Annotated in this window: 8 protein-coding genes; 6 read left to right on the top strand and 2 right to left on the bottom strand. The window is 56.1% G+C overall.

All coding sequences use genetic code 11. The annotated features are described in order from the left end of the window. Positions 1-28 precede the first annotated feature (28 nt). Entirely contained in the window at positions 29-988 is a 960-nt protein-coding gene (gene trxB / locus CAP48_RS15625; protein ID WP_100698331.1) for a thioredoxin-disulfide reductase, read from the bottom strand. 397 nt (positions 989-1,385) lie between these two features. Here trxB and CAP48_RS15620 point away from each other — a divergent pair, with 397 nt between their 5' ends. From CAP48_RS15620 to CAP48_RS15595, 6 genes are all read left to right on the top strand, one after another. Continuing rightward, positions 1,386-3,773, top strand: a complete 2,388-nt coding sequence (locus CAP48_RS15620; RefSeq protein WP_100698329.1) for a DNA translocase FtsK — start codon at positions 1,386-1,388, stop codon at positions 3,771-3,773. 269 nt (positions 3,774-4,042) lie between these two features. Further along, complete coding sequence (lolA, locus tag CAP48_RS15615) at positions 4,043-4,774, top strand: outer membrane lipoprotein chaperone LolA (RefSeq protein WP_100698326.1); 732 nt, start codon at positions 4,043-4,045, stop codon at positions 4,772-4,774. Positions 4,775-4,893: 119 nt separating this feature from the next. Continuing rightward, positions 4,894-6,231, top strand: coding sequence for a replication-associated recombination protein A (locus tag CAP48_RS15610; protein ID WP_100698324.1), 1,338 nt, complete (start codon positions 4,894-4,896; stop codon positions 6,229-6,231). Between the two features lie 233 nt (positions 6,232-6,464). Continuing rightward, positions 6,465-7,823 carry a serine--tRNA ligase gene (gene serS, locus CAP48_RS15605; protein ID WP_100698322.1) on the top strand — a complete coding sequence of 453 codons (1,359 nt, stop codon included), beginning with the start codon at positions 6,465-6,467 and terminating at the stop codon, positions 7,821-7,823. Positions 7,824-7,966: 143 nt separating this feature from the next. Beyond that, positions 7,967-8,737, top strand: coding sequence for a peroxide stress protein YaaA (gene yaaA / locus CAP48_RS15600; RefSeq protein ID WP_100698320.1), 771 nt, complete (start codon positions 7,967-7,969; stop codon positions 8,735-8,737). After that, a complete protein-coding gene (locus tag CAP48_RS15595; RefSeq protein ID WP_100698318.1) occupies positions 8,734-9,966 on the top strand; it encodes an MFS transporter in 1,233 nt (410 codons plus the stop codon). Before yaaA ends, CAP48_RS15595 begins: the two co-directional genes overlap by 4 nt. 253 nt (positions 9,967-10,219) lie before the next feature. Here the strand turns inward: CAP48_RS15595 and CAP48_RS15590 are convergent, their stop codons facing one another. Then, a complete protein-coding gene (locus CAP48_RS15590; protein ID WP_100698316.1) occupies positions 10,220-12,409 on the bottom strand; it encodes an FUSC family membrane protein in 2,190 nt (729 codons plus the stop codon). Positions 12,410-12,841: the final 432 nt, after the last annotated feature.

Raw genomic sequence — 12,841 nt, 5'->3', positions numbered from 1 at the left:
TCCCTCACGGAACGGGCCTTTCCTGTTTTTACTCGGGCTGGCTTTCGAGCCAGCGTTGGACATCCAGTGCCGCCATGCAACCGGTACCGGCGCTGGTAATCGCCTGGCGGTAAACATGGTCCTGCACATCACCCGCGGCAAATACGCCCGGGACCGAAGTCATGGTGGCCAGACCGCCCCGGCCCCCCTGGGTCACGATATAGCCATTTTCCAGTTCCAGCTGACCCTCGAACAGCGTGGTGTTCGGGTGATGGCCAATGGCAATGAACACGCCGGTGACGGCCAGCTCTTCCAGATGTCCGTCCACATGACGCAATCTGGCGCCGGTGACACCGCTCTGGTCACCCAGCACTTCATCCAGGGTATTGAACAGTTTCAATGACATGGTGCCGCCGTTGACCTTGTCCATCAGCTTGTCGACCAAAATGGGCTCGGCGCGGAAGGTGTCGCGCCGATGCACTAGTGTTACATGACGGCAGATGTTGGACAGATACAGCGCTTCTTCGACTGCGGTGTTGCCGCCGCCGACCACGATGACATCCTGGTTACGGTAGAAGAAACCATCGCAGGTGGCGCAGGCCGACACGCCTTTGCCCATAAATGCCGTTTCGGACGGCAGGCCCAGATATTTTGCCGAGGAACCGGTGGCAATAATAAGCGCGTCGCAGGTGAACGTGGTGCCTGATTCCGAAACCAGTCGGAACGGACGGCTCGACAGATCGGCTTCTTTGATATGCTCCTGGATGATATCGGTGTTGAAACGCGTTGCGTGTTCCAGAAAGCGCTGCATCAGGTCGGGACCTTGCACGCCCTGTGCGTCGGCTGGCCAGTTGTCCACGTCAGTGGTGGTCATCAGCTGGCCTCCCTGTTCCATGCCGGTAACCAGTACCGGTTTCAGGTTTGCGCGGGCGCCATAGACCGCGGCGGTATAGCCTGCCGGCCCGGCACCCAGAATCAGCACTTTTGCGTGTTTGGTTTTGTCAGCCATGGTGTCTTATCCTAAAAATCCAATCGACAATTATAATGGATCGCTGCGTGGCGCTACCCAAAACCCCGGGCGCACCACGGTTTTGTCAGCAGGCCGAAAAAAGCGTGTGTCAGCCCCGGCTCTGCCTGGCCGGCCCCCAGTCTCGTACCGGCACCGGCACCAACACCAGCACCAGCACTGGCATGAGGAGTAGCAGTAACCCACCCCCAGCCATGAGAGCGCCAGATCGCGCAGCGGCAATCTTCTCACTAATTCATTAACATAAATTAAATGGGGCTGTATCCTGTGAAAACAACAGCTTACGGCGGATTCACAATCAATGCGTATTCGTCCGCTAGAATATAAATAACATTTAATATCAGTAAGCTATAATGCTTTATTGACCGAATTTATAGTTATGGCACGCACTTCAACTCCCACTCCCACTCGTTCCGCCCGAAATACACGCAACACCGGCTCTCGATCGTCCGCCAGGAATGCGCGCAACGCACAGAATGCCGAGCCCAGTCGCCTGGCTGCCATGTTCACGGAAGCCAAATGGGTTCTGTATGCTGCGCTGGCCGCTGCCTTGTCGGTGATGCTCTTTACCTGGCATCCGAATGATCCCGGTTGGGTCAGCACGTCGTCATCCACTGTGATTCATAACCGCCTGGGTGCAGTGGGTGCGTACGTGTCCGATATTTTGCTATATCTGTTCGGCTTGTCCGCCTGGTGGTTCGTGGCCCTGTGCGTCAAGCGCATGTGGGTCGGCTACAAACTGCTCATGAGCCGCATTGTCGCCAATTCTGAAGCCACGCTGCCGCGCGTACACTGGGAGCAGGGCGTCGGTTTTGCGCTAGTCTTTATTGGTTCGCTGGGGTTCGAAGCCAGCCAGCTGGCGCATATCGGAGCACAATTGCCCGGCGGGGCCGGCGGCGTACTGGGGCAATATATCAGTGGGTTGTTTTCCACTGCGATAGGTGTGCCAGGGGCGGTGCTTGTTTTGTTTTTCATGGTTGTGCTGGGGCTTGGCCTGTTTCTGGATTTTTCCTGGCTCTCGCTCGCAGAAAAAATCGGATCGGGCATACAGCGAATGCTGACTGCCATTATCAATCTGAAAACTGCCAGGCAGGATCGCAAAGTCGGTGAAATTGCCCAGGTTGCGCGCGAAGAGCAGGTGGTCGTGCAAAAAGAACAACTGGTACATGAAACCTCTGTGCGCATCGAGCCCCAGATCACGGTTTTCCCCACTTCTGAGCGGGTCATCAAAGAAAAGCAGCGAACGCTTTTTGAGCCGCCGAAAAATGCCAGCGGCGAGCTGCCTGCATTGGAACTGCTGGATCCGCCGGGTGAGAATATTGAATCGGTGTCGCCGGAAACCATCGAGTACACCTCGCGGCTGATCGAGAAAAAGTTGCGCGACTTCGGCGTACAGGTCACGGTCGTTACTGCGCAGGCCGGTCCGGTCATTACCCGTTATGAAATTGAGCCGGCTACCGGCGTCAAGGGCAGCCAGATCGTCAATCTGTCCAAGGATCTGGCGCGTGCGCTCAGTCTGGTCAGCATTCGTGTAGTCGAAACCATCGTGGGTAAAAACCTGATGGGACTGGAGTTGCCCAATCCTCGTCGGCAAATGGTGCGACTGTCGGAAATCATCGGTTCCAAGACCTATCATGACAACGGCTCGTCGCTGACCATGGCACTGGGCAAGGATATCGCCGGCAACCCGGTGGTCGCGGATTTGGCCAAAATGCCTCACTTGCTGGTTGCAGGTACGACCGGATCGGGCAAGTCGGTCGGTATCAACGCGATGATTATTTCGCTGCTATACAAGGCAGACGCCTCTCAGGTCCGCCTTATTCTGATCGATCCGAAAATGCTGGAAATGAGCATTTACGAAGGCATCCCGCATCTGCTGGCGCCTGTGGTTACCGACATGCGTCAGGCGGCCAATGCGCTGAACTGGTGCGTGGGCGAGATGGAAAAACGCTATAAGCTGATGAGCAAGATGGGGGTGCGCAATATCAGTGGCTATAACGGCAAAATCCGTGAGGCCGCCAAGAAGGGCGAATCCATTCCCAATCCGTTCTCCTTGACGCCCGAAGAGCCGGAACCCCTGAAAACGCTGCCTATGATCGTGGTCGTGATTGACGAGCTGGCCGATCTGATGATGGTGGTAGGCAAGAAAATCGAAGAACTCATCGCTCGTCTGGCACAAAAGGCCCGAGCTGCTGGCATCCACCTGATACTGGCGACACAGCGGCCCAGCGTGGACGTGATTACCGGCCTGATCAAGGCCAATATTCCCACCCGTATCGCCTTTCAGGTGTCTTCCAAAATTGACTCGCGCACGATTCTTGATCAGATGGGGGCCGAGGCCTTGCTGGGCCAGGGCGATATGCTGTATCAGCCGCCCGGCACCGGCCTGCCCAATCGCGTACACGGCGCGTTCGTGGACGATGATGAAGTGCATCGCGTGGTGGATTATCTTAAAGAGCAGGGCGAGCCCGATTATATCGATGGCCTGCTTGAAGGCGGCGTGGCCGGTGAGACGGGCGATGGCGTAGGCAGTGTGACGGGATTTACCGATAACGAGTCGGATCCGCTGTATGACCAGGCTGTGGCGGTGGTGCTGAAAAACCGCCGGGCGTCCATTTCGTCGGTTCAGAGACACTTGCGTATCGGCTACAACCGTGCGGCGCGGCTACTGGAACAAATGGAGCAGTCCGGTATTGTGTCTACCATGCAGTCTAATGGCAACCGGGAAATTCTGGTTCCTGCCGGCCAGGAAGAACCTGACGCTTAACATCGGCGTGCAAGGAATGCAAAGACCTGCCAAGGCCAGCAGCGACCCTGCGAGCAATTGCAATCGGCGGTCAAAAAAAGCCCGGTTTACGGCATCCTTACCGGATGCCGTAAATATTTGCACCGACACTTAAATTACAGCGGGGCAATCGAATTTACGATTCGGTTACATCCTTTCTTGCCCTGTTAATGGTAAAACAGGTCATGTTTCCGGTGGTATTCATAGGGCATCGCCCGACTGCCGGAAGGTACAACAACAGGAGTTCATTCATGAAAAAAACGTTACTTGCAGTTTGCCTGTCGATGGTTGCGATCGCCCCCGTCCCGACGCTGGCACAGGACATTAAAGTGAACCCCGATATGATGAATCCGGATGCCGGCTTGTCCACGACACTTGAAGGCGTGACATTCGAGCAAATCCCGCAGGTCAACAACACGCAGCAGACAGACGCCCGGCAACAACTGAAAGATTTTGTGGCGCAGGTCAAGTCGGCCAGCGGCGAATTCGCGCAAAAAACGTCCGGTGGCAAGGGCAAGAGCCGGGCGGCCCAGACCGGTACATTTTCTTTCGAACGTCCGGGCAAATTCAACTGGAGCGTTGTCAAGCCGTATGCGCAAAGCGTGATTTCCGACGGGGAAACCGTTTATCAATATGACCCAGATCTGCGCCAGGTCACGGAACGTCCGGTGAGCAAAGCGGTTGGCGCCTCGCCGGCGGCCATTCTGTTCGGCTCCGGCACGCTGGATGATTCGTTCAAGTTATCTGCCTTGCCAGACAAACAGGGAATGGTGTGGATGCGCGCCACGCCCAAAGTTGCAGACGCCGGCCTGGCGCATGTGGATATCGGCTTTGCCAATAATCTGCCTGCCGAGCTGATCATTCTGGACTCCTTTGGCCAGACCACGTCCATCAAACTGCGCAATTTCAAGAGCAATGTGAACATTCCGGCCAGCGCCTATCAGTTCAAGGCCCCCGAGGGTGTAGATACCGTTAAAATGTAGGCTATCAAAGGGCCCTTTGCCCTTGCCGCAGTACTGCTTAAGGGGCCGTTGCGACGGCCCTTTTTGCACAATACCGCGGTATCTCGACGTGCGCAGCAGTTCTGGAATCCAATATAGTGATGAGTGAATTTTCCGATAGCGATCTGTTCAATGGCGTTGGTGCAGACAAAAATGCGCCGCTTGCCGAAAGACTACGTCCGCGTAATATCGACGAAGTCATCGGACAGTCGCATTTGCTCGGTCCGGACAAGCCCTTGCGTGTGGCGTTTGAAGCGCGCCGCCCGCACTCCATGATTTTCTGGGGTCCGCCCGGCGTGGGCAAAACCACGCTGGCACGCCTGATGGCTGACGGTTTTGACGCGCAATTTATTGCCATCTCTGCCGTGCTCGGCGGCGTCAAGGACATTCGCGATGCGGTTGTCAAAGCGCAGGTGGCCCAGGCGCAAGGACGCAAAACCATTCTTTTTGTGGACGAGGTACATCGCTTTAACAAGGCGCAACAGGACGCATTCCTGCCGTATGTGGAAAGCGGGCTGTTCACCTTTATTGGCGCAACCACCGAAAATCCCTCCTTTGAAGTCAATTCGGCGCTGTTATCGCGCGCCCAGGTTTACGTGCTCACCTCGCTGTCCGACGAAGAATTGGGCCAGTTGCTTGTACGCGCCAAAGACAATGGCGCCATTGACCTGGAGTTTGATGACAACGCCGTCGCGGTCCTGACGGGCTACGCCGACGGCGATGCCAGGCGCTTTCTGAACTTGCTCGAACAAACCAGTACGGCAGCCGCAGCGGCACAGGTGACGCAGATCACGCCCGAATTCATGCAAAATGCGCTTACGCTGAATCTACGTCGTTTTGATAAGGGCGGCGATAGCTTCTATGACCAGATCTCGGCGTTGCACAAATCGGTGCGGGGCTCTCACCCCGATGCCGCGCTTTACTGGTTCACCCGTATGCTCGATGGTGGCGCCGATCCGAAATACCTGGCCCGCCGTATTGTGCGCATGGCCTGGGAAGATATCGGCCTGGCCGACCCACGCGCCATGCAGATGGCCAATGAAGCGGCTGCCACCTTTGAGCGTCTGGGGTCTCCCGAGGGGGAGCTGGCGCTGGCGCAGGCGGTCATCTATCTTTCTGTTGCGGCCAAGAGCAACGCAGGCTACAACGCCTATAACCAGGCACGCGCGTTCGTCAAGCAGGACAAGTCGCGCGAAGTTCCGGTTCATTTGCGCAATGCGCCTACAAAGCTGATGAAAGAACTGGGATACGGGCATGAGTATCGGTATGCGCATGATGAGTCTGATGCCTATGCCGCCGGCGAGACCTATCTGCCCGACGGCATGCGAGAACCAGGCTGGTATCGTCCGGTGCAGCAGGGGCTGGAAACGAAAATCACGGAAAAGCTCAATTATCTGCGTTCGCTGGATCGCGAGGCGCGGAAAAATCAAAAGCGCTAACCGCAACGCCGCGCTCGCGCATCTGGGTTGCGCCAGGCTGGCAGCAACGAAGAGGATTTCACCCAATAGTCGGATACGACCGATAGGATGGCGCGCCACCTCGCAACGGGTCGGCAAGATCGCCTGTTTTTTTAATCACGGCCTGCATTGTGCGGCTCGCAACCACACCGGCTGCGCATAGCTGTATATAATGATTACCCGATACTTCTCCCACACGTCACCAGAAAAAAATTATGTTAGATCCTGTTTTACTGCGAAAAGAGCTCCCCCTTGTCATCGCTGCGCTCAAGCGCCGCAACGTCGATTTTGACGAAGCGCGCTTCAATCAGCTAGAAACCCGGCGCAAAGAGGTGCAAATCCAGACCGAAACCCTGCAGGCGCAGCGCAACGCGCTGGCCAAGCAAATCGGACAGCTCAAATCGCGGGGAGAAGATGCCAGTGCCATCATGGCCGAATCCCAGGCAATTCCCGCCAAACTCAAGGCGCTGGAAGAAGACCTGGCCGGTATCCGCAGCGAACTGGACGGCTGGCTCATGACGATTCCGAACCTGCCGCACAGCTCTGTGCCCGATGGCAAAGACAGTGATGATAATGTCGAGGTCCGTCGCTGGCTCGGCGGCCAGGTGGGATATGTGACAGACCAAAGTGAACCTGCCGCCAAAAGTTTTGAGACACAGGATCATGTCACCGTGGGCGAGCGACTTGGCCTGGAGTTTGATACGGCTGTTAAGCTAACCGGCGCCCGCTTTTCCTTTATGCGCGGTGGCATGGCGCGGCTGCACCGGGCGCTGGCCCAGTTTATGCTGGATCTGCATACGGGTACGCATGGCTATACGGAGTGCTATACCCCCTATATTGTTAACAGCTCGACGCTGCTTGGCACCGGGCAGTTGCCTAAGTTCAAGGAGGATATGTTCTGGGTGACCAAAGGGGGCGAAGACGAGCCCCAGACCGATCACCAGGGCAAGAGCATTGAAAAAGAAGATCTGTATCTGATCTCTACATCGGAAATCACGCTAACAGCCACGGTCAAGAACGAAATTGTGCCTGGCGCCAGCCTGCCCCTGCGCCTGACGGCCCATACCCCCTGTTTTCGTTCCGAAGCGGGTAGCGGGGGTCGCGATACCCGCGGCATGATCCGGCAGCACCAGTTCGACAAAGTGGAAATGGTTCAGATTGTTCATCCTGATACGTCCTACGATGCGCTGGAGCAGATGGTCGGGCACGCCGAGAAAGTACTGCAGTTGCTGGAGCTGCCTTATCGCGTGATGCAATTGTGTACCGGCGACATGGGCTTTGGCGCTGCCAAGACTTACGACCTGGAAGTCTGGATTCCGGCACAGAACACCTGGCGGGAAATTTCCTCTGTTTCCAATTGCGAGGCCTTCCAGGCGCGACGCCTGCAGGCGCGTTTCCGCAACGAGCAGGGTAAAACCGAATATCTGCATACGCTCAATGGCTCGGGCCTGGCCGTGGGAAGAACGCTGGTCGCACTTATCGAGAATTACCAGCAGGCCGACGGTAGCATTGAGATTCCTCAGGCATTGCGTCCGTACATGGGGGGGCTGACGCACTTGACGCCGCCTGCCTGAGCGCCAGAGTCAGGTCTTGCCGGACTCATCGAAGTCGACAAACCTGACAGATCCTGCATACTGTATTGACGACGTTCCGGGCCTTTGACGTAGCGGCGTTTTTTTTGCTGATTCATCAAACATTTCATTCAAGGTTGGCTGTCATGCTTTTGCTGCTTTCTCCTGCTAAAAAACTCGATTACGACTCTCTGGTTTCTACCAATACGCACACGCAGCCGTTGTTTCTCAAGCGGTCTGCAGAATTGATCAAGGTGCTCAAAACCAAGAGCGCCGACGATATTGCCGGTCTTATGAAGCTGAGCCCGGCCTTGTCCGAACTGAATGTCAAACGCTACGCCGAGTGGAAACCCAAGTTCGATCAGACAAACGCCCGTCAGGCCGTACTGGCTTTCAATGGCGATGTTTACGAAGGGCTGGACGCAGCATCCCTTACAGAGTCACAGCTGACATGGGCCCAGCAGCATGTGGCCATTCTCAGTGGCCTGTATGGTGTTTTGCGTCCGATGGACCTGATGCAGCCGTATCGCCTGGAGATGGGCACGCGCCTGGAAACCGGCCGCGGCAAAAACCTGTACGAATTCTGGGGTTCGGAAATCGCCCAATACCTGAACGAGCGGCTCAACGATGAGACCTCGCGAATTATCATCAATCTGGCATCCGAAGAGTATTTCAAGGCGGTCGATCTCAAAGCGCTGGATGCCCGTGTTGTCCAGTGTGTCTTTCAGGACTACAAAAACGGTGTCTACAAAATCATCAGTTTCAATGCTAAACGCGCGCGGGGTCTGATGGCGCGTTTTGCGATCCAAACCAAAGCAAAAACCCCCGCAGCCCTGAAGAAATTCAACCTCGAGGGCTATGCCTTTGCGGAACAGGAATCCTCGGAGGACAAATTGGTCTTCCGGAGAAGACAATGAGCCGACAGGCAGCAATAAGGATTTTTGCTCTTTTTGCACTGGGATACTTTCTGTCCTATGTGTATCGTGGCCTCAATATTGGCTTTGCGCCGTTTCTGTCGCGCGAGATGAATCTGACAGCCAGTGACCTGGGTCTGCTCACCAGTTTTTACTTTATCGGTTTTGCCCTGGCCCAGTTGCCGGCCGGGCTGGCGCTGGATCGCTATGGCGCGCGCCGCACCGATGCCGCGCTGTTGATGGTGGCTGCTGCCGGGACTGTGCTATACGGCATCTCGTACAGCATGCAGGGGCTGATCATCGCCCGCATCATGATTGGCGTGGGTGTATCGGTCTGCCTTGGCGCGGGTTTTCTGGCGATCGCCCAGAACTTTCCGTCTTCGCGCTGGCCGCTACTCAATGGCCTGATGGTGGCGTTAGGCGGCCTGGGCGGCGTGGTGGTGGGCACACCGCTGGCGGTATTGCTAACGCAATATACCTGGCGGGAAATCAGCGTAGGTATGGCCGTGTTCACCGTTGCCGTAGCGGCAGTCATCTGGTTGCTGGTTCCTGAAACGAAGCCGCGACAGGGCTCGCATGAGTCAATGTCAAAGCAGATCCATGGCCTGCGCATTATCTTGAAGAACACGGTGTTCTGGCGCGTTGTGCCTTTCCCGTGTGCGGTGGGCGGCGCCTTCTATGCGGCCCAGTCGCTTTGGGTCAAGCCGTATTTGATTGACGTCTCTGGATTGGCGGCGCGCCAGGCCGACAGCCTGGTGTCCATGTTGGGGTTGACCATGGTGGCCGGTACGGTCATCACCGGTCTGGTGGCGCGTCGTATCGAGCGCTACGGTCTGGGTTTGCGCGCCTTTTGCGGACTGGGAATGGCGCTGTTCGTGATTTTACAATTGCTGATTCTGCTCCGGGTGCCGGTCTCGCCGGCGTTGATCTGGGGGGCCTACGGTTTTTTTGCCGCTTGTTGTATTCTTGCCTACGCCTTGCTGGCCGAGGTATTTCCACGCAAGGTTGTTGGCCGCGTAACGACTGCCTTCAATATGATTTTTTTCATCAGCATCTTTTCCATGCAGGTTGGCGTCGGGTTCGTGCTGGATTTCTGGCCAGCCACTGACGGTCATTACCCTGCCGTAGCGCATCTGACCGGCTGGGGTATTATGATTGCGATTCAGCTACTGTCGGCGATTCTTTATTTCTGGCCTGGCGCCCTTAATGTGGATGAACAGCTCTTTGAGTAGCCGGCCATTCATTTTATCTACTCATGGAGCCAGGCGGCGTGCTGCCATGGCGGGATCGCAGCGGCGTACCAGGCGCGCAGTCATTCACGAAAAACGATGATGCATTGACGATGCGCTTTGTGCCTTTGATGCACGCAGGCCGGCCTTCGGATTGACGGCCTGATGCCGGCCGGGTACATTTTTTTCTGCCCGGTACGATGCGATTGCAGCAGGTTACCACGCGATATCAGCCGAGTACGATGCGCTTTTACTTTTACATTAAGCCGATATTGGTCGCCTGCTGGCGGATGCGCAGCGCCGCCTGCTGCATCTGTTTCAAGGGAAATACGACGCTGCCGTACTGACCCTCGGTTTCAATCTGCGATGGCGCTTCCGTGATGGCTTTGGCGTCCTTGTCCAGCAAGTCCGATACGTTGGTAATCGTCTGCTGCATATTGGGCGGAATTTTGTCCAGGCCAGCCAGGACAGGCGCAATGGCAGTGATCTGACTGGCCACGGCGTCGGTTTGCACCAAAATCGTGTTTAGCTCCTTGATATGGATCTGTTTCGATTTGGGTTCGTTCATCATCCTGTAGAAACTATCGGCAAAGGCGCCGAAGGCCGTGTGCATGTTTTTGCGAGACAGTTGCGCGTGTACATAGCGCTCATTATCGGCCGATGAGACTTTCTGTTCCGGGTCGGCGTGCACGGAGCTGATGTAGGCCTGCACGGCCAGAATGTACTCATGCGCCGCCACGATGGCGTCCTGCGCCAGAGGCATAATGCGCTGCTTTTCCCACCAGGGCAGAATCGACCCGCAGGCAAATGCCAGTGCACAACCGGCCAGCGTATCCAGCGCTCGTTCGCCAATAATCAGTAAATTGCCGGGACTCAGGAAGTGGAAGGCGATCAGGATATAGATCGTCATCAGCAGCGAGCTGAGCGGATAGTTAGTTAGCACAAAGGCATTGCCCAGCACCATCGCCGGAATCATGATTGCAATAAGAATAAACGGATTGCTGGTCAGATTGAACAGTGCAATCGTAATCAGGCACCCGGCCAGCGTACCGGCCAGGCGGCCAATCGTGCGTTGGCGCGTCAGTGCGAACCCCGGGCGCATAATAATGAGTACCGTCAGGATGATCCAGTAACTGTGCGAGGTAAATGCACGCACGATTGCCGAATGCCCATACACCAGGCTGACGACCGTGGAAATCAGCAATACCAGAGTGACCACGAATGTGGTGCGCAAGGCATAGCGGAAAATAGACGAGTTCAGGTTCAGGTTGCGCTTGAGCGGCGCAAGCGTGATGGCCTGCGGCGTAATGAAACGGCGCAGCGAATGATCGCGCTTGAGCCTGTTGACCGGCTCCAGGCGCGTGCCACGCAGATTATCTGCAATGCGATCGACAAACCGGCTGGCATTGCGCAGGCGACGTACGATTTGCACCAGCAGCAAATAAGTTTCCGGCTCGGTACGCTGGATGCCATCCTGTTTGAGTTGCAGCAGCTCATACTCCATGGCCCGCAACTCGGCCTTGACGCTGTTGCGGTAATCCACCGGCTTATTGCGTGCCAGGCTGAAGGCTGTCCGGTTCAGGGTGCGACTGATCTTGAACAGGGTATCGCGCATGAACAGCAGAATATCGTGGTCCTGAAAGCGCGCGCGCAAGGTGGCGTAGTCAGTTTGCGATGCCACCATGGTATCGAGCAGGGCTATCATGTCGATAAACACGTTCCACAGCAAAATGCGCTGCTGGTCGCTCGCGTCGTTGTCGCGAGGCAGATTGCGCAGCACCACATCGCGCGCGCTTTGGTGCTGCTCTGTCATTGCGACCATTTGCGGGATCAGGCGCCGGTAGCTGTCGTCCAGGTTTTTGTGCGTATCGTAGAAATCGGCGCGCGTGCTCACGTAAGCTGCCGTGGCGTACAGAGCGGCAGACAGGGTCTGCCTTTCTTCGCGCAGCTTGAACAAGTGGCTGATGGATGTGCTGTACAGTATGTAGAAAACCCCGCCCATCGCGGTGTAACTCGTGTGCGTGAGCGCCTCGTCAACCGACACGGGGGTGTGCATGGACAACATCATCTGCAGCAGGCAGCCAAATCCGATCAGGCCGCCGCGCCGGCCATAGACCGACAACATCGAATAGAAGAAAACCTGAGCTGACACCGCTAGCCACAGCAGGGCGGGATAGGGGCTTGCCAGCCCGGTAATCAATCCCGAGAGCTGGCCCAGTACGATGCCGCCCAGCATTTCATTCAGACGTGATCGTTTGGTGCCGCCTACCTGATCGATAATGGCCGGACACAGGGCCCCGGTGGCCAGTGCCACGCCTATCATGGGCTCGTTGAAAAACCCTGCCATCACCAGTACCGGTAGCAGCACCCCCGTAGCCTGGCGCGTTCCATGAAAAAAATTGGAACTATAGAAGAATTTGACGAAATTTTCCGCGCGAATATCCATACACCAAACCAGTGAAAAGACGGGAGTCTTGATTGTTGACGGCCATTGGATGACGGCAGTACCAAAGACATGACACAACAAAGAACTCTATTGTACCGTTGGCTGCCAACAATTTTGTGCATAATGAATGTTCCTGATTGCGTTTGGTGTTGCAATGCGGTACATTTGAGCACTATATCTGCGGGCAATCCGTCCGCGGTATTGACGGACACCCTGTTTTAGCTATCCGCTTCAATTGCAGTGCGCCTAACTTAACGAACAATAGCGGTTATTCGTGCCAAAAGCGTGAATAAACGTCTCCATTTCGAACTCTCCCGCACCCTGTGTGCGCGCAGACCCAGATTGATGGCCAGGCTGGTACATCAATGTCTGCAGGTGGCGTTCCTCCGTGAGGAACAAAGCGCTGCAGATGTTGTCGGATCCCGCCGAAGC

Origin of the sequence: Advenella sp. S44 (genome assembly GCF_002810445.1) — a bacterium.
In the GTDB taxonomy this organism is placed as follows: domain Bacteria; phylum Pseudomonadota; class Gammaproteobacteria; order Burkholderiales; family Burkholderiaceae_B; genus Advenella.
The sequence above is the reverse complement of the archived record's forward strand: the minus strand, read 5'-3'. Positions and strand labels throughout refer to the sequence as shown.

Coding starts and splice junctions, on each gene's coding strand:
- CAP48_RS15620 (WP_100698329.1), top strand. CDS start 1,386: ATGGCACGCACTTCAACTCCCACTCCCACTCGTTCCGCCCGAAATACA.
- CAP48_RS15610 (WP_100698324.1), top strand. CDS start 4,894: ATGAGTGAATTTTCCGATAGCGATCTGTTCAATGGCGTTGGTGCAGAC.
- trxB (WP_100698331.1), bottom strand. CDS start 988: ATGGCTGACAAAACCAAACACGCAAAAGTGCTGATTCTGGGTGCCGGG.
- serS (WP_100698322.1), top strand. CDS start 6,465: ATGTTAGATCCTGTTTTACTGCGAAAAGAGCTCCCCCTTGTCATCGCT.
- yaaA (WP_100698320.1), top strand. CDS start 7,967: ATGCTTTTGCTGCTTTCTCCTGCTAAAAAACTCGATTACGACTCTCTG.
- CAP48_RS15595 (WP_100698318.1), top strand. CDS start 8,734: ATGAGCCGACAGGCAGCAATAAGGATTTTTGCTCTTTTTGCACTGGGA.
- lolA (WP_100698326.1), top strand. CDS start 4,043: ATGAAAAAAACGTTACTTGCAGTTTGCCTGTCGATGGTTGCGATCGCC.
- CAP48_RS15590 (WP_100698316.1), bottom strand. CDS start 12,409: ATGGATATTCGCGCGGAAAATTTCGTCAAATTCTTCTATAGTTCCAAT.